At 59.6% G+C, this 18,118-nt stretch carries 14 protein-coding genes and 1 tRNA gene; 10 read left to right on the forward strand and 5 right to left on the reverse strand.

Annotated features, from left to right (window positions below; genetic code table 11):
- Positions 1–62 precede the first annotated feature (62 nt).
- Together BLX42_RS10415 and BLX42_RS10420 are read right to left on the reverse strand one after the other, a co-directional pair.
- Positions 63–1,424 carry an aspartate aminotransferase family protein gene (locus tag BLX42_RS10415; protein WP_161871737.1) on the reverse strand — a complete coding sequence of 454 codons (1,362 nt, stop codon included), beginning with the start codon at positions 1,422–1,424 and terminating at the stop codon, positions 63–65.
- 49 nt (positions 1,425–1,473) lie between these two features.
- Positions 1,474–2,832: a glutamine synthetase family protein gene (locus BLX42_RS10420; RefSeq protein ID WP_012312227.1), complete on the reverse strand. Its 1,359-nt coding sequence runs from the start codon at positions 2,830–2,832 to the stop codon at positions 1,474–1,476.
- 41 nt (positions 2,833–2,873) lie between these two features.
- Here BLX42_RS10420 and BLX42_RS10425 point away from each other — a divergent pair, with 41 nt between their 5' ends.
- Positions 2,874–3,134 carry a hypothetical protein gene (locus tag BLX42_RS10425; RefSeq protein WP_046786976.1) on the forward strand — a complete coding sequence of 87 codons (261 nt, stop codon included), beginning with the start codon at positions 2,874–2,876 and terminating at the stop codon, positions 3,132–3,134.
- A gap of 272 nt (positions 3,135–3,406) precedes the next feature.
- Positions 3,407–4,783, forward strand: a complete 1,377-nt coding sequence (locus BLX42_RS10430; RefSeq protein WP_012312226.1) for a glutamine synthetase family protein — start codon at positions 3,407–3,409, stop codon at positions 4,781–4,783.
- Between the two features lie 62 nt (positions 4,784–4,845).
- Here the strand turns inward: BLX42_RS10430 and argA are convergent, their stop codons facing one another.
- Together argA and argE are read right to left on the reverse strand one after the other, a co-directional pair.
- A complete protein-coding gene (gene argA, locus BLX42_RS10435) occupies positions 4,846–6,144 on the reverse strand; it encodes an amino-acid N-acetyltransferase (RefSeq protein WP_012312225.1) in 1,299 nt (432 codons plus the stop codon).
- A gap of 125 nt (positions 6,145–6,269) precedes the next feature.
- Entirely contained in the window at positions 6,270–7,412 is a 1,143-nt protein-coding gene (gene argE / locus BLX42_RS10440) for an acetylornithine deacetylase (RefSeq protein ID WP_161871738.1), read from the reverse strand.
- A 114-nt stretch (positions 7,413–7,526) separates the two neighbouring features.
- On the opposite strand from argE, the gene BLX42_RS10445 reads away from it, so the two are divergent.
- Complete coding sequence (locus BLX42_RS10445; RefSeq protein ID WP_161871739.1) at positions 7,527–8,903, forward strand: inorganic triphosphatase; 1,377 nt, start codon at positions 7,527–7,529, stop codon at positions 8,901–8,903.
- A gap of 95 nt (positions 8,904–8,998) precedes the next feature.
- Here the strand turns inward: BLX42_RS10445 and BLX42_RS10450 are convergent, their stop codons facing one another.
- Positions 8,999–9,469: an Lrp/AsnC family transcriptional regulator gene (locus BLX42_RS10450; protein WP_119688092.1), complete on the reverse strand. Its 471-nt coding sequence runs from the start codon at positions 9,467–9,469 to the stop codon at positions 8,999–9,001.
- Positions 9,470–9,595: 126 nt separating this feature from the next.
- Between BLX42_RS10450 and BLX42_RS10455 the strand changes: the two genes are divergently transcribed.
- The 7 genes from BLX42_RS10455 (at position 9,596) to BLX42_RS10485 (ending at position 17,982) form a co-directional block, all read left to right on the forward strand.
- Positions 9,596–9,958, forward strand: coding sequence for a hypothetical protein (locus tag BLX42_RS10455; RefSeq protein WP_069974020.1), 363 nt, complete (start codon positions 9,596–9,598; stop codon positions 9,956–9,958).
- A tRNA-Arg gene (locus tag BLX42_RS10460) sits at positions 9,949–10,025 on the forward strand. The genes BLX42_RS10455 and BLX42_RS10460 overlap by 10 nt, the downstream gene beginning before the upstream one ends.
- 105 nt (positions 10,026–10,130) lie before the next feature.
- A complete protein-coding gene (locus BLX42_RS10465; RefSeq protein ID WP_256671959.1) occupies positions 10,131–11,213 on the forward strand; it encodes a site-specific integrase in 1,083 nt (360 codons plus the stop codon).
- 337 nt (positions 11,214–11,550) lie between these two features.
- Entirely contained in the window at positions 11,551–13,404 is a 1,854-nt protein-coding gene (locus BLX42_RS10470) for an N-6 DNA methylase (RefSeq protein WP_218580311.1), read from the forward strand.
- The gene (locus tag BLX42_RS10475) at positions 13,401–14,627 is read left to right on the forward strand and encodes a restriction endonuclease subunit S (protein WP_161871740.1); all 1,227 of its coding nucleotides are present in this window, start codon (positions 13,401–13,403) and stop codon (positions 14,625–14,627) included. The genes BLX42_RS10470 and BLX42_RS10475 overlap by 4 nt, the downstream gene beginning before the upstream one ends.
- Complete coding sequence (locus BLX42_RS10480) at positions 14,624–17,572, forward strand: type I restriction endonuclease subunit R (protein ID WP_161871741.1); 2,949 nt, start codon at positions 14,624–14,626, stop codon at positions 17,570–17,572. Before BLX42_RS10475 ends, BLX42_RS10480 begins: the two co-directional genes overlap by 4 nt.
- Complete coding sequence (locus BLX42_RS10485) at positions 17,569–17,982, forward strand: M48 family metallopeptidase (RefSeq protein ID WP_161871742.1); 414 nt, start codon at positions 17,569–17,571, stop codon at positions 17,980–17,982. The genes BLX42_RS10480 and BLX42_RS10485 overlap by 4 nt, the downstream gene beginning before the upstream one ends.
- Positions 17,983–18,118 lie beyond the last annotated feature (136 nt).

Here is an 18,118-nt window from a genome sequence, read left to right on the forward strand (position 1 = left end):
CTGTTTCAAGGAAACCATCCCCTTGTAACGACTTAATGTCACATCGCTAGCCTAGCAGGCGCTCAACGGATCGCTTCGAGGGTCAGGTCCAGGCACTTGCGCGCCTTTTCCACCAGCTCGTCCACCTCTGCATGGCTGATCACCAAGGGTGGAGCGATGATCATGGTGTCACCCACCGCGCGCATGATCAGGCCGTTGTCGAAGCAGAAATTGCGGCAGACCATGCCCACACCCTTGCCTTCGTAACGGCTACGGGTGGCCTTGTCCTTGACCAGCTCGATCGCGCCGAGCAGGCCCAGGCCGCGTACCTCGCCCACCAGCGGGTGGTCCTGCAGCTCACGCAGACGTTTCTGCAAGTAGGGTGCCACTTGCGTACGGACCTTCTCGACGATCTTCTCGTCGCGCAGGATGCGCAGGTTTTCCAGGCCTACCGCAGCGGCCACCGGGTGGCCGGAATAGGTGAAACCGTGGTTGAAGTCTCCGCCTTCGCTGAGCACCTTGGCCACCTTGTCACGCACGATCACACCGCCCATGGGGATGTAACCGGAAGTAAGGCCTTTGGCGATGGTCATCAGGTCGGGCTTGAGGTCGTAGTAGTCTGAGCCGAACCACTCGCCGGTACGGCCAAAACCGCAGATCACTTCGTCAGCGACGAACAGGATGTCGTACCTGGCGAGGATCTCCTTGACCTTCGGCCAGTAGGTTTCTGGCGGGATAATCACGCCGCCGGCACCCTGGATCGGCTCGGCGATGAAAGCTGCGACGTTGTCCTCGCCCACTTCCAGAATCTTATTTTCCAGTTGCTCGGCCGCCCACACCCCGAAGTCGTCCGGGCTCATGTCGCCGCCTTCACCGAACCAGTACGGTTGCGGGATATGCACGATGCCCGGGATCGGCAGGCCGCCCTGTTCGTGCATGCCGCTCATGCCGCCCAGGCTTGCACCGGCGACGGTCGAACCGTGGTAGCCGTTGATGCGGCCGATGATGGTCTGCTTCTGCGGCTTGCCCTTGAGCGCCCAGTAGTGGCGGACCATGCGCAGCACGGTGTCATTGCCTTCGGAGCCGGAGCCTGTGAAGAACACATGGGTCATGCCCTCGGGCGCCACGTCGGTGATGGCCTTGGCCAGCTCCAGCGCAGGCGGGTGGGCCGTCTGGAAGAACAGGTTGTAGTACGGCAGTTCGCGCATCTGCTTTTCGGCAGCCTGTACCAGCTCTTCACGGCCATAACCCACCGCGACGCACCACAGGCCGGCCATGCCGTCGAGGATCTTGTGCCCCTCGCTGTCCCACAAATGCACACCCTGCGCCTTGGTAATGATGCGCGGCCCCTTTTCCTTCAGCTGCTTGTAGTCGCTGAAGGGTGCAAGGTGGTGCTCGCCGCTCAGGGTTTGCCAGTCACGGGTTTGCGGGTTTTTGACGCTCATGTGCTTCTCCAGGGTCCACAGGCCGCCGGCGGGCGGCCTCAGGGGTTGATCACACAGCAAACAGCAGGAACTCACGCTCCCAAGAGCTGATGACGCGCTTGAAGTTCTCATGCTCGGCGCGCTTGGTGGCAACGTAGCCGGTGATGAATTTTTTGCCCAGGTACTGGGTCAGCGCGCGGCTGACTTCCATGCGTTCCAAGGCGTCCTCGATGGTCAGCGGCAGGCGCAGGTTGCGCCGCTCGTAGCCGCGCCCCTGCACCGGCGCGCTGGCGGCAATACCTTCGACCATACCGATGTAGCCGCACAGCAAGCTCGCAGCGATGGCCAGGTAAGGGTTGGCATCGGCGCCTGGCAGGCGGTTCTCGACGCGACGGTTCTGTGGGCCGGCATCCGGTACGCGCAGGCCGACGGTGCGGTTTTCCTCGCCCCACTCGACGTTTACCGGGGCCGAAGTGTCTGGCAGGAAGCGGCGGAACGAGTTGACGTTCGGGGCAAACAGCGGCAGCGCCTCGGGGATGAACTTCTGCAGGCCACCGATGTGGTGCAGGAACAGCTCGCTCATGCTGCCGTCTTCATTGCTGAAGATGTTCTTGCCGGTGACCGAATCGACCACGCTCTGGTGCAGGTGCATGGCGCTGCCCGGCTCGCCGGTCATGGGCTTGGCCATGAAGGTGGCGGCCACATTGTGCTTGAGCGCCGCTTCGCGCATGGTGCGCTTGAACACCAGGATCTGGTCGGCCAGGTGCAGGGCGTTGCCGTGACGGAAGTTGATCTCCATCTGCGCCGTGCCGTCTTCGTGAATCAGGGTGTCGAGGTCCAGTTGCTGCAGCTCGCACCAGTCGTAGACGTCCTCGAACAGCGGGTCGAATTCGTTGGCAGCTTCGATGGAGAACGACTGGCGGCCGGTTTCCGGGCGGCCAGAACGACCTACCGGCGGCTGCAGCGGGAAGTCCGGATCCTCGCTGCGCTTGGTCAGGTAGAACTCCATCTCTGGCGCGACGATCGGTTGCCAGCCCTTGTCGGCGTAAAGCTGCAGGACTTTCTTCAGTACGTTGCGCGGCGACAGCTCGACCGGGTTGCCCTTCTTGTCGTAGGTGTCGTGAATGACCTGGGCGGTAGGCTCGATGGCCCACGGCACGAGGAAGACCGCGTTTTCATCGGGCCGGCAGATCATGTCGATGTCGGCCGGGTCGAGCAGTTCGTAATAGATGTCGTCATCGACGTAATCGCCGGTCACGGTCTGCAGCAACACGCTCTCGGGCAGGCGCATGCCTTTCTCGGCGATGAACTTGTTGGTCGGCGAGATCTTGCCGCGGGTGATGCCGGTCAGGTCACTGATCAGGCATTCGACTTCGGTGATCTTGTGCTCTTTCAACCAATCGGTGAGCTGGTCGAGGTTGTTACTCATAGATACCTCAGGAGGTAATGTGGTCCGCGCATTGATTCTGGATGGAGTGGGTTGCTAAAGCAAAAACCCCCACGCAGGAGCACAGTGGATACACTGGAAACAAGCGTGTCCGTAATGAGTTCGAAGGGCAGGAATACAAGAAAGGAAGCGAAACGGCGCTACGAGGGGTAGTCCAGAAGCGCAAAGCGTCAATTATTGCGGCCAGTGCGACCACCGCGCAATTGATGCGTGCCGGAACGGCAGGGATACCCGAGCGCACTGCACAGGCAGCGCTTTCAGGTCGCGACAAGCGGACCATGTGACCCTCGTATTATTGTGTTTTGGGTTGAGACCGAGCTTAGCCTTGTTCATTTTTTTACACAACACCTCCGTAAAAAATAAAACACGGCTTGTCGGAGATAGCCCTTTGTCAGGGAAATAGCGGATAATGGCACGCCCCGATATGCAGCAAATCTGCCGTCGATGTGCCATTTCAGGGCATCATGGGGTTGGCTTGACATCAGTAAGGCTTTTCGATTGACTGGTCCTGCAAGCCCCCCTTGATTGATATTTTTAACAACAAAGGTGTTGCATCATGTCGGTACCCCCGCGTGCCGTTCAGCTTAACGAAGCGAACGCGTTCCTTAAGGAACATCCTGAGGTTCTCTACGTTGACCTTCTGATTGCAGATATGAATGGTGTGGTGCGCGGTAAGCGCATAGAGCGCACCAGCCTCCACAAGGTTTACGAGAAAGGCATCAACCTGCCGGCCTCCCTCTTCGCCCTCGATATCAACGGGTCCACCGTCGAAAGCACCGGGCTTGGCCTGGACATCGGCGATGCTGACCGCATCTGCTATCCGATCCCGGACACGCTCTGCAACGAGCCGTGGCAGAAACGCCCGACCGCCCAGTTGCTGATGACCATGCACGAGCTTGAAGGCGAGCCGTTCTTCGCCGACCCTCGTGAAGTGTTGCGTCAGGTGGTGAGCAAGTTCGACGACCTGGGCCTGACCATCTGCGCCGCGTTCGAACTGGAGTTCTACCTGATCGACCAGGAGAACGTGAACGGCCGCCCGCAGCCACCACGCTCGCCGATCTCGGGCAAGCGCCCGCAGTCGACCCAGGTATACCTGATCGACGACCTCGACGAATACGCCGATTGCCTGCAGGACATCCTCGAAGGCGCCAAGGAACAAGGCATTCCGGCCGACGCCATCGTCAAGGAAAGCGCCCCGGCACAGTTCGAAGTCAACCTGCACCACGTCCCCGACCCGCTCAAGGCCTGTGATTATGCAGTGCTGCTCAAGCGCCTGATCAAGAACATCGCCTACGACCATGAAATGGACACCACGTTCATGGCCAAGCCCTACCCGGGCCAGGCAGGCAACGGCCTGCATGTACACATTTCCGTGCTGGACAAGGATGGCAACAACATCTTCACCAGCGAGGATCCCGAGCAGAACGCCGCGCTACGTCATGCTGTCGGCGGTGTGCTCGAGACCCTGCCTGCGTCGATGGCGTTCCTTTGCCCGAACGTCAACTCGTACCGTCGCTTTGGCGCCCAGTTCTACGTGCCGAACGCGCCGAGCTGGGGCCTGGACAACCGTACCGTGGCCCTGCGCGTGCCTACCGGTTCGCCCGACGCCGTACGCCTGGAACACCGCGTGGCCGGCGCCGACGCCAACCCGTACCTGATGATGGCCGCCGTACTGGCTGGTGTGCACCATGGCCTGACCAACAAGGTTGAGCCGGGTGAGCCGATCGAAGGCAACTCGTACGAGCAGCTGGAGCAGAGCCTGCCGAACAACCTGCGCGATGCCCTGCGCGAGCTGGACGACAGCGAGATCCTGAACAAGTACATCGATCCGAAGTACATCGACATCTTCGTCGCGTGCAAGGAGAGCGAGCTGGAGGAGTTCGAGCATTCGATCTCCGACCTCGAGTACAACTGGTATCTGCATACCGTGTAAATGAAAACGCCGCCCTCTGGGGCGGCGTTTTTCATGGGTTGGCAGGGCACTCGATTCCCTGGCTACAGAGACTTTTCGAAAATCTTCGAATTGCGCTGGTAGTTGTACAGCGATGCTCGCGCCGACGGCAGCCGCTCTACCCCACTGGGGGCAAAGCCACGCTCGCGGAACCAGTGCGCGGTCCGGGTGGTAAGCACGAACAGGGTATTCAACCCCAACGCCCGCGCCCGGCTTTCGATCCGCTCCAGCAGCTCATCACCGCGCCCGCCATGGCGGTACTCCGGGTTCACTGCCAGGCACGCCAGCTCACCAGCCTGGGAATCGGCAATCGGATACAGGGCCGCGCACGCGATGATCATGCCCTCGCGCTCGACCACGCTGAACTGCTCGATCTCACGCTCCAGCACTTCACGTGAGCGTCGCACCAGAATGCCCTGCTCTTCCAGCGGGCTGATCAGCTCCAGCAAACCACCCACATCCTCGATGGTCGCCTCGCGCACCACTTCGAACTGCTCCTGCGACACCAGCGTGCCGCCACCGCCGCGGGTGAACAGCTCGGTGAGCAGTGCGCCGTCCTCGGCATAGCTGACGATGTGGCTACGCGCCACGCCGCCCTTGCAGGCCTCGGCGGCGGCATCGAGCAACTCGCCTTGGTAATCACTGCCCAGCCGCGCCAGGTGTGGTGCAACCTGCTGCGGGCGCAACTCACGCACCAGCTTGCCGCTCTCATCCAGCAGCCCGGGTTCGGCGCCGAACAGCAACAGCTTGTCGGCACCCAATTCGATGGCGGCGCGGGTGGCCACGTCTTCGCAGGCCAGGTTGAAGATCTCACCGGTCGGCGAATAGCCCAGCGGCGAAAGCAGCACAATCGAGCGCTCGTCAAGCAGGCGGCTGATGCCTTTGCGGTCGATGCGCCGTACTTCACCGGTGTGGTGGTAGTCCACCCCTTCGAGCACGCCGATAGGGCGGGCAGTCACCAGGTTGCCGCAGGCCACGCGCAGGCGTGAGCCCTGCATCGGCGAGGCGGCGATGTCCATCGACAGGCGCGCTTCGATGGCCAGGCGCAAGGCACCCACGGCGTCGATCACGCAGTCCAGGGTTGCGGCATCGGTGATGCGCAAGCCGTGGTGATAGTGCGGGGTCAGGCCACGGGCGGCCAGCCGGCTCTCGATCTGCGGGCGCGAACCATGCACCAGCACCAGGCGCACGCCCAGGCTGTGCAGCAACACCAGGTCATGGACGATATTGCCGAAATTCGGGTGTTCCACCCCATCGCCGGGGAGCATGACCACAAAGGTGCAGTCGCGATGGGCATTGATGTACGGGGAGGCATGACGCAGCCAGTTGACGTAATCGGGCATGACAGGGCCTGTGGATAAAGTGGACGGAGAACGTTGGATCACACGGCGTTCAGGATCATCGTCGGAACAGGCTTGCGGTCACGCGCGGTCTCCTCTAGGCAAAGACGAATCAGCAGGATGGACGTTTAATTCAGGCAATAGTGCCGGATCAGGTCACGCAATAGACGCACGGTAGGTTCGATTCGTGACATTTCCAGGTATTCGCCCGGCTGGTGGGCACAGGCAATGTCGCCAGGGCCAAGAACGATGGTCTGGCAACCCAGTTGCTGAAGATAAGGCGCTTCGGTACCGAACGCCACCGCTTCGGCGCGATGGCCGGTCAAGCGCTCGGCCACCTGCACCAGTTCGGCATCGGCCGCCTGTTCGAACGGTGGCACCTCGGGGAACAGCGGCGCGTAGTCGATACGCACCTCATGGCGCTCGGCCACCGGCCGAAGCTTCTCACGGATGGCTGCACGCAACTGCTCTACATCCATGCCTGGCAGTGGGCGCAGGTCGAACTCCAGGGCACACTGGCCGCAGATACGGTTGGGGTTGTCGCCACCGTGGATGCAGCCAAAGTTCATGGTCGGCGTGGGCACGGTGAATTGCGGGTTGCGGTAGTTGTCCTGCCATTGCCGGCGCAGGCCCATCAGCTCACCCATCACCGCGTGCATGGCTTCCAGCGCGCTGTGGCCAAGGCTTGGGTCAGAGGAATGGCCGCTACGCCCGAGAATGTCGATGCGGTCCATGAGGATACCCTTGTGCATGCGGACCGGACGCAAGCCGGTCGGCTCACCGATGACCGCCGCACGGCCAAGCGGCTGACCCGCTTCGGCCAGGGCGCGGGCACCGGACATCGAGCTTTCTTCGTCGCAGGTGGCGAGGATCAGCAGCGGCTGCTTGAAGTCATGCTCCAGCAACGGAATCACCGCTTCGATGATCAAGGCGAAAAAGCCTTTCATGTCGCAGCTGCCCAGGCCCACCCAGCGGCCATCGACCTCGGTCAGCTTGAGCGGGTCGCTCGTCCACAACTGCTCGTCATACGGCACGGTGTCGCTGTGGCCAGCCAGCACAAGCCCGCCCGGGCCAGTGCCACGGCTGGCCAACAGGTTGAACTTGCCTGGGCTGACCTGCTGGATGTCGCAACTGAACCCCAGGTCGCCCAACCAGCCTGCCAGCAGGTCGATGACCTGGCGGTTGGACTGGTCCAGGGCAGGTTGGGTGCAGCTGACCGAGGGCGCGGCGATCAAAGCGGCAAACTGGTCTTTCAGCGTGGGCAACGGCATGCGCGAACTCCTCGGAAGCATTGCCCATCATAGGGCCATCCGCCGTAAGGAATAAACCGTTGCCGGCACACTGCTGTAGACTGCACGGCAATCACGCCCCTCTTCGAGCCTGCGATGCACAAAGAAACCGAACTCAAGCTTCGCGCCAGCCGCGACACCCTGGCCGCACTGCGCGAGCACCCTCTGCTGAAAAAGCGCAACAAGTCCGGCTGGCAGACCCGCGAGCTGCTCAACCAGTACTTCGACACCCCTGAGCGCGACCTTTCTGCTGCCCGAGTGGCGCTGCGCCTGCGCCGCGACGGCGAGGTGATCATCCAGACCTTGAAGTGCCGTGGCCAAAGCGTCGCCGGCCTGTCCGAACGCAACGAATACGAGTGGCACCTGGACAAAGTCAAACTCGACCTGAAAAAGCTCGACGCCACCTGCTGGCCTGAGCAACTGGCCGAACTTGACAAAAAATCCATCAAACCGCTGTTCACCACCGACTTCACCCGCGAATTCGCTGAGATCGCCTGGGGCCGCGGCAAGAGCAAAGTAGTGATCGAGGCAGCGCTGGACCAGGGCTTCGTGATTGCCGGCAAGCGCAAGGAAGAGATCTGCGAGCTGGAGCTGGAACTGCGCGAAGGTGCCCCCGAGGCGTTGCTGGAGCTGGCCGCCGAGCTGGCCGCCAGCCTGCCCCTGATGCCGTGCGACATCAGCAAGGCCGAGCGCGGCTACCGCCTGCTGGAGCCGGACAGCTATGAGCTGGGCCTGCCAAGCACCGAACTGGACGCCGAAATGCCGGTCGACGATGCCTTCGCTGCCCTCGCCTGGCAACTGCTGGGCAGCAGCCAGCGCCTGGCCGAGCAATACCGCCACAATGGCCACTGGCGCCTGCTGCAGGACTGGGTGCAGTGCCTGGCAGAACTGCGTGCACTGGTCGCAAGCCTTGGCCAGGCCGCGCCGCGTGCCAGCACGCGTGACCTGCGCGCCAGCCTGGACGCGCTGCTGGAAGACTGGCGCCCGCTGGTACAGGCCGGCAATGACGACGAAGACATCCGTCGCGCCGCGCCAGAGCAGTTCCTCGAAGAGCTCGAGGACGTGCGCTGGGGCCAATTCTCCCTGGAAACATCACGTTGGCTGCTGGCCCGCGCCTGGACCGCAGAGCGCAAGGGCCGTGGCGAACGCCAGGGCAAGGCGCAACTGGCCAGCTGGGTGGCACACCTGCTGGGCGAAGAAGGCCGTGCGCTGAAGCTACCGCTTTACACTCAACGCCCGGAAGACCTGGCAGAACAACTGCCGCGCATCGAACAGTTGCTGGCCTGGCTGCACCATGCGCGCCAGGTACTCGAGGTGCCGCAGATGGACCGCCTGTATGGCGACCTGAAAAAGCTGCATGAGCTGGCTGAACTGCCACTGGCCGAAGAGCCTGGCGAGCTGCTGGAGGCCCGCGTGGAACAGGCCCGTGCGATTGATCAGAGCCGTGGCTGGAAACATCTGCTCAAGGCCTGACATTCCCTTGTGCATCATCGCCGGCAAGCCCCACGATCGCCACGGCCCCCGAGAGCCGTGGTTGACGTGTAGGGGCCGGCTTGCCGGCGACAGCCTCAGCGCATCAGCGGAAGGCTGGTGGTGGACTTGATCTCCGACAGCGCCACAATGGAATTCACTTCCTGAATTCCCGGTACGTTCGACAGCTTTTCGAAGAAGAACCGCTCGTAAGCCTCGATATCCTGCGTGACGATACGCAACAGGAAGTCTACTGACCCCATCAGCACATAACACTCCAGCACCTCTGGAAAGCCCCGGATCGCCTCGGTGAACTCGGTGAAGTTGGAGCGACCATGGGCGTTCAGTTTCACCTCGGCAAAGATCTGCGTGTTCAGGCCGACCTTCTTGCGATCAAGCAGGGTGACCTGCCCCCGAATGACCCCCTCGTCCTTGAGCCGCTGAATACGGCGCCAGCACGGCGACTGCGACAACCCTACGCGCTCGGCAATCTGCGCGCTGGACAGTGACGCATCCTCCTGAAGAAGCTCGAGAATCCGCCGGTCATACGCATCAAGATCGCTTTGCATTAAAAATCCCCCAAGCTTATATTTTTCGAATCAAACAATTCGCCTGAATGGCTAATTCATCAAATAATAGCGAAAAAAAGCCGGCATCAACCTGCCAGAATTTCTCCCACCTTTGCGGAGACCAGCATGAACCCATTTGAACGCCCCCTGCCCCGAACCGATGCCTGGGCCGCCAGCAGTAGCCACAGCAACGTGTGCTATCGCCTGCAAGCCGAAGCCGAGCCGGATACCCTGTGCCGGGTACTCAACCTGTTCGCCCTGCAGTTTCTGACGCCGCACAGCGTGCAAGTCAGCCAGCAAGATGACTTGCTGGACATCGAAATAGGTATCGGCGGGCTGAGCAGGCATCGGGCCGAGGTGATTGCGCAAAAATTGCGCAATCTGGTGTGCGTCGCGCAAGTGCGCCTGGATCAGGAAAAATGGACAAAGATCAAGGCGATGGACGCAATCGAATCAGATGGGTATCATGCGTGCGCGTTGCACTCGTAGCTCAGCTGGATAGAGTACTGCCCTCCGAAGGCAGGGGTCGTGGGTTCGAATCCCGCCGAGTGCGCCATCTTCTTTCCCTTGTGTCACAAGGGGTTAGCGCTTCTGACAGAAACCTGTCCTAGTCCTGAAAGTCGTTTTTGCCACAAATTTGCCACACTCAAGTGTGGTGGGGATGGTCGAAATGGCAACAATCAGGAATCGCGGCGAGTATCAGTGGGAAGCGCAAATTCGCCGTAAGGGCTATCCAGCCCAGCGCAAAACCTTCGAAACCAAAGCCGACGCCCAAGCCTGGGCACGTATGATCGAAAGCGAAATCGACCGGGGCATCTTCGTCTCTCGGGTCGAGGCTGAACGTACCGCCTTTCATCAACTCATCGATCGCTATATCTCCGAGGTCGCCCCGAAGCACAAAGGTGCGTACTCGGAAATCAAACGACTCGAAGCGCTCAAGCGTCACCCGCTGGCGACGCGCATCGTCGCGACCCTCACCTCCTCCGACTTTGCTCGCTATCGAGATGAGCGCTTGAAGATCCGCAAGGGGAACACGGTGAAGCGCGAGCTAGCTTTGTTCCAATGCGTGATCGAGGTCGCTCGCCGCGAGTGGGGTATTCATCTTGCGGAGAACCCAGTGCGGATGGTCAGCCGTCCCAGCTATAACGACGAACGCTCACGGCGGCTCGACCCGGTTGAAGAGCAATACATCCTCGGCGCGTTGGAGCTGTGCGAACGCCGTTCGGACGGTACCTATGCTGATGCCTCTCACAATCCTTGGATACGGCCCATCGTCCAACTGGCGATTGAAACGGCCATGCGCCGTGGCGAGATCTTCGAGCTGCGCTGGAAGCATGTGAATCTGGACCGCCGGACAGCGCATTTGCCTGCGACGAAGAACGGACTGCCCAGAACGATCCCGCTCTCACCCAACGCCATCCAACTGTTGAGAGGACTACCGCGCTCCCTGTGCGGTCGGGTCTTCCCCACCACCGCTGATGCTCTCAAAAAGGCGTTCGTAAGAGGTCTGGAGCGTGCGCGGGCAAAGTACTTGGCAGACTGCGATCAAGCTGGCGTGGTGCCCCAAGAGGATTTCCTGCTGGGCCTGCGTTTTCATGACCTTCGGCACGAGGCTACTTGTCGGCTTGCCACCAAACTGCCAAACCTCATCGAGTTAGCCAGCGTGACTGGGCACCGTGAGGTGAACATGCTGAAGCGGTACTACAACATCACTGCGGAGGAATTGGCTGCCAAGCTGGCATGATTTAGGTGGAGCAGAAGAGGTAGCGGGCGCTCTGCGTGTAGTTGCGAGGCCTCGATCAGCCGCCCGTAGCAACCGATGACTGCCCACCCAAAGCAGGCCAGCCCGAAGTGGTTGTACCATTGTCCAAATTGGAGAAACCTAGGATTCGGTCGGGTCGCATCGCACGTTATCAGATGCCGCACGATTGACTATGCCAGTTACGCGACGTGGACTGTGGCAGCGGAGCTCAATCATCGTCGGGCGGAACATGGACTGATCTAAGCCATAAAGCGCTTTGGCTCCCTTTTTCATGTTCCAGATGAGAATTCCTTTGACATACATTTGCGATATAGCAAACATGTCAGATATGACAAATATAGCTCTCCATTTCCCCTCGACGCTCCGCGCTATCCGCACGGAGCTCAATCTCACCCAAGAACAGCTTGCTGAGCGTCTTGGCGTTTCATTTGCCACCGTCAACCGCTGGGAGGGCGGGAATAGCAAGCCCCAACGTGCAGCGCAAGAGGCTATTGCGGATCTCGCGCTGGAGGCTGGAGTTTCGAATCTTTCCATCGCAGGTGAACTGCAGGCATCCGTTTCAGCAACGCCTCGCCGGGGGCGGCGAGCGGCGGCTGCTCCGACCACGAAGTCAATGGAGCAAATGCTGTGGGACGCAGCCTGCTCAATTCGAGGCGAAAAGGATGCCGCCAAGTTCAAGGACTACCTACTGCCATTGCTATTTCTCAAGCGCCTCTCGGATGTATTCGACGACGAGATTGCGCGCCTAGCAGAGGATTACGGAGACCAAGCCACCGCGCTGGAAATTGCCGAGGCCGACCACTCGTTGCTCCGCTTTTACTTGCCGTCCGAAGCGCGCTGGGCCATCCTCAGCGGGCGTGAGGCCTATGAGTGGCCGAAGGATGACAAGGGCCGCAGCATAGCCCCGCGCGACATAGGTGAACACCTTACCCGCGCCGTACGCGCCGTAGTGAAGCACAACCCAGACCTTTCCGGAGTGCTGGACGTGGTGGACTTTGCTGCCGAGCGCAACGGTGAGCGTGACATTAATCCTGCCAAATTGCGCGGCGTGGTCGAGACTTTCTCCGATAAACGCTATCGCCTCGGCCTGGCAGATGTTCAGCCCGACTTTCTGGGGCGCGCCTACGAATACTTACTGCGCAAGTTTGCCGAAGGCTCCGGCCAGAGTGCAGGCGAGTTCTTCACGCCAACCGAGGTGGGTTTCCTGATGGCGCACATCCTGCGCCCGCGCCCTGGCGAAACCTGTCATGACTATGCCTGCGGCTCGGCAGGCCTGTTGATCAAAATGCAGCTCGTTGCCCGCGAACTCGATCCTACCAGCCGCGTGCCTGTTAAGTTGAGTGGACAGGAATTGCAGGCCGAAAGCTACGCCGTGGCGCGCATGAACGCCATCATCCATGATATGGAGGTAGAGCTGGCGCGTGGCGACACCATGATCAATCCCAAGTTCCGAGACGCTGCAGGCAGGCTTCGCGTCCACGACATGCTGATCGCCAACCCGATGTGGAACCAGCCCTTTGCGCCCGACTTATTCAAGAACGACCCATTCGAGCGGTTCCAGGCGGCAGGCGGAATCACCAGTGGCAAGGGGGATTGGGCCTGGCTGCAGCATACCTTGTCCGCGATGGCTGATGATGGCCGCGCGTGTGTGGTGCTGGATACCGGCGCAGTTACACGCGGCAGCGGCAGCAAGAACGAGGACAAAGAACGTAACATTCGGAAGTGGTTTGTGGACCGCGACCTGGTGGACGGCGTAATTCTGCTGCCCGAGAACTTGTTCTACAACACCACGGCCGCGGGCGTGATCGTGGTGCTGAACAAACGCAAGCCCGCAGCGCGGAAGGGCAGGATTCATCTTCTCAACGCCAGCCAGCATTTCCTCAAGGGAAAACCAAAGAACTATCTGCCGGAGGAAGACATTCGGCCGATGGCAGCGATGTACCTCAAAGGCGATCCTGTCGAGGGCGAACTGGCGGTCATCACTACAAAACAGGCGGAGGAAGCAGACTACAACCTGAGTCCAAGCCGGTGGACTGGGCAGAACGGCAACGCGGAGGTCGGCTCAATTCCGAATCTGCTCCGCGCCCTCGAACAACTCAATGAGCAAGAAGCCTGCCTTACATCCAGATTGCTGCAGTTGCTACGACCTCTAGCGAAAGCGGAGGACGCATGACAATCGAATCGTGGACTACCGAGTCCGTGGGAAATTGCATTGTCCCAATTTCTGTCGCGGGCAAGACCAAGATTCAATCAAGGAACTACCAGCCGTCAGGTCGCTTCCCAGTCGTAGATCAAGGGCAGGGACAGATTGCGGGCTGGACAGACGACGAAAGCGCCGTCATTGAAGCGCCGCTTCCACTAGTAGTTTTTGGCGACCACACAAGAGCATTCAAGTTCTTGGATATACCGTTTGCGCGCGGCGCGGATGGCACGCAGTTGCTGCGCCCGAAGCCCGGCGTTGACCCGCTGTTCTTCTTCTACGCCTGCCGCGCGATTGATCTGCCAGCGCGTGGCTACAACCGGCACTTTACCGTCCTCAAGGATAAGACGCTGTCCTACCCGACTGATGACAGCGAACAAAAGGCAATTGCTGCCGTGTTGCTTCAAACTGAATCAGCGCTGATGAAGCAGTCGGAGTTGCTGGAAACAATAGAGGAGTTCAAGCGCGCGGCCATGACCCGCCTCTTCACGCATGGGCTTTGCGGAGAGACACTGAAGGAAACCGAGATCGGACTGATGCCGGAAAGCTGGAAGCCGCGAACTATCCTCGAACTCTGCGAAATCTTTAGCGGTGGTACGCCGCGCAAGTCCGTCGCTGAATACTGGAAAGGCGATATCCCGTGGGTGTCGGGCAAGGACTTGAAAACGCCTACGCTTGAAGATGCCATTGACCACATTTCTGTCGCAGGAGTTGAAGCGGCAAGTCGGCTTGTACCACCGGGCTCGGTTCTGCTACTGGTGCGAGGCATGGGTTTGGCGAAAGACTTGCCTGTGGCAGTCATCAATCGTCCAATGGCATTTAACCAGGATGTGAAGGCGCTTGTGTCGCGCGGCGAGTATTCGGGCCAGTTTCTGCGCTCGGCCATCTACGCCGGCAAGAACAGATTGCTCAGTCAGATAGTTCCGTCGGCGCATGGCACGATGACGCTCAACCTCAGCGACGTTGAAACCTTCAAAGTGGCTTGCCCGACTGACCCGGATGAAGCTTCCGATGTTGTGGAAATCCTCAATACTTTCGATCGCAAGATTGCCGTACACCGCAAAAAGCGCGCCGTGCTGGCAGAACTGTTTCAGTGCCTGCTACACAAGCTCATGAGTGGCGAAATCCGCGTCGCCGATCTTGACCTGTCGGCGCTGCCCGTGGTCTCGGTAGAAGCCGAGGAGGCCACAGCATGAACAATCCCCTAAAAATTAGCGAAGCAGGAACCGTGCAGTTCACGATGGTGCGCCACGCGGCGGAAATCGGCTGGACACCACTCGCGCCAGACGATGCCCGCGCCAAACGCGGCGGCGATGACGGCACCTTCTTGCGCGACGTGCTGGAAAGCAAGCTCACCGCCCTCAACCCTTGGCTGACGGCGGACGCGGTGCGCGCCATCGTCGAGACATTGGACGCGCTGCCCGCCAGCATCGAAGGCAACCGCGAGTTGCTGTCGTGGCTGCGTGGTGAACGTGCTTGGTACGACGAGGCAGAAAAGCGTCATCGGGGGATAGCGCTGATCGACTTTCAACACCCGGCGGAAAATGCCTTTCACGTAACCTGGGAATGGAAGATCAAGCCGCCCGCGCGTCCTAAAGGCAACCGTGCCGACGTCATGTTCGTGGTCAACGGCATCCCAGTGGTCATCGTCGAGCACAAGAATCCGAAGGACGGCGGTGCCATCGAGCGCGCCATTAAGCAACTGCGCCGGTACGAACTGGAAACACCGGAACTGCTGGCGACCACGCAGTTATTCAACGTAACGCACTTGCTAGACTATTGGTATGGTGTGACGTGGAACGCCAACCGTCGCGACATGGCGCGCTGGAAACAAGCACCTGAGGAAAGCTACCGTTTCGCTGTGCAAGCGTTCTTCGAACCTAGCGAATTCCTGCGAACTTTGCAGCACTGGATTCTGTTTTATGTGCAGGACGGCGAAACCCGGAAATCAGTGCTGCGCCAGCACCAACGCCGCGCTATTGACGCCATCCTGACGCGCTGTGCAGATCCGGCCAAGACGCGAGGCCTAGTCTGGCACACGCAAGGTTCGGGCAAGACCTTCACCCTACTGACGGCGGCGCGGCAGATTTTGGAGGACAAGGCACGCTTTCAGAATGCCACCGTGCTGCTGGTCGTGGATCGTACCGAACTTGAAGGCCAGTTAAAGGGCTGGGTGGAACGGCTGCTGGGCGAGATGCAGGCGCAGGACATCGCCGTTGAGCGCTGTAGCACCAAGGCGAGGTTGCAGCAACTGCTGGATGCAGATTTTCGCGGCCTCGTCATCTCTATGATCCATAAGTTCGATGAAATCAAAAAGGATAGTTGCGACCGCGATAACGTCTACGTCTTCATTGACGAGGCCCACCGCTCGGTGGCAAAGGACTTGGGTACATACCTGATGGCTGCTGTGCCGATGTCCACCATCATCGGCTTCACGGGTACGCCAATCGCGCGCAGCTCACAGGGAGAAGGCACTTTCAAGATTTTCGGCACGCAGGACGAAGCCGGTTATCTTGACAAGTATTCGATTGCCGAATCTATCGCCGACGAAACTACGCTGCCGATCAAGCACGTAATGGCGCCCAGCGAAATGACCGTGCCCGCCGAACGACTGGATAAAGAGTTTTTCGCGCTGGCCGAAAGTGAAGGCGTGTCGGATGTGGAGGAACTTAACAAGGCACTTGACCGCGCCGTGGGCCTGCGCACCTTTCTAACTGCCGACGACCGGATCGATAAGGTGGCCGCCTTTGTCGCAGAACACTTCAAGGAAAATGTGCTGCCGCTGGGCTACAAGGCGTTCTTGGTGGCCGTGAACCGGGAAGCCTGCGCCAAGTATAAACAGGCGCTGGATAAATTGCTGCCGCAAGAATGGAGCGCACCGGTTTATACCCAGAATGCAGCGGATGTGATCGACCGCCCTCTGGTGGCGAAATTGCAGCTTACTGACGAGGCCGAGGAGCAGGCGCGCCTGCTGTTCAAGAAGCCTGCCGAAAATCCGAAGATTCTGATCGTCACCGACAAGCTGCTTACTGGCTATGACGCACCACCGCTTTACTGTCTCTACCTCGACAAACCTATGCGCGACCATGTGCTGCTGCAATCCATCGCGCGCGTTAACCGGCCTTATGTAGATGCTAACGGCGTGCAGAAGCGGGTGGGGCTGGTCGTGGATTTCGTCGGCGTACTGCGCGAGTTGAAGAAAGCCCTTAAATTTGATTCTAGCGACGTGGGCGGGGTAATCGAGGATCTAGACGTGCTCTTGCAGGATTTCCTGCATCGCATCGCAGATGCCAAGAAGGAATACCTCGATGCCAATGTGGAAGGCGCGCCGGACGAGCGATTGGAAAAGTTGGTATTCGGGCGCTTGCTTGAACCGGACGCACGCAAAGCATTCTTCGAGCAGTACAAAGAAATCGAGGCGCTGTGGGAAATCCTTTCGCCCTCGCCAGAGCTGCGCGATCACATAGCCAGCTACAAACAGTTGAGTCAACTGTATGCAGCGGTGCGCAATGCATATGCGGAGAAGGTCGGCTTCATCGCTGACCTGGCCTACAAGACACGCCGTCTGATCGAAGAGAGCGCCGAACAACAGGGACTGGGGCGGCTCACCAAAAGCGTCACCTTCGACGTGGCTACGCTGCAATCCTTACGCGGCGATAAGGGCAGCGACGAGGGCAAAGTTTTCAACCTCGTGCGCGGATTGCAGCAGGAAATCGATGCCGCTCCTGCTGCCGCTCCCGTGCTTCAGCCGTTGAAAGACCGGGCCGAACGCATCCTGAAGGACTTAGAAGAGCGCAAAACCACAGGTCTGGCAGCAATGGATCAGTTGGCAGCGCTGGCCATGGAAAAGGAAGAAGCAATGAAGGCGGCCCGCGACAGTGGTTTGTCCGCTCGTGCCTTTGCTGTTGCCTGGGTTCTGCGTGACGATAACGCGGTAAAGACGGAGGCCCTCGATCCTATGTTTTTGGCTAAGGAGGCTGAGGAACTGCTTAGCCGGTTCCCAAATGCGCTGGTCAACGCCGACGAGCAGCGGCGACTACGAGCTGCGATGTATAAACCGTTCCTAGCCCTATCTGCGACTGAGCGGGCGCGGATTGTTGATCTCGTAATTCAGATACTGCTTATGGAAGGTGATAAATGAAACCTTCAGGCTACCCTGCACAGGATCTGAAGCTTCGCACAATGACATGGGCGATCAAGTTGAAAGTGAACCCTCGTGTTATACGCGTACAGGAGATGTGTAAGAAGTGGGGCACATGCTCATCGTCGGGAGTCATTACCTTAGCTATCGACCTACTAGATCGGGATGAGCGCTTTCAAGACTATGTCATTGTTCATGAACTTTTGCATCTTCGCTATTCAACGCACGGAAAAGTATTCAAGGCATTGATGAATGCCCATGTACCACACTGGCGTCGATTCGACGAGGCACATCCCGGCGACACTAGTGGTGGCGTGAGCCGCACAATAAAAGATTGTCACCCCTCCGATAAGAGCCATTCCATAACATTTCCCGATCCGCCAGCATCGTCTGTTAATCTATCGCAGTGAGGTGCTTGAACCTACCCAAGGATGACTAGGCATTGGTCCCTGGGCTTAGCCAAAACCAAGGGTTGCTTATGGTGAATGACAGCCTCACTAGCATTGTGGCTGAGCGCCTACCGAAGCTGAAAAATGGGCAGCGAAC

Source organism: Pseudomonas sp. SG-MS2, from assembly GCF_009933855.1.
In the GTDB taxonomy this organism is placed as follows: domain Bacteria; phylum Pseudomonadota; class Gammaproteobacteria; order Pseudomonadales; family Pseudomonadaceae; genus Aquipseudomonas; species Aquipseudomonas putida_E.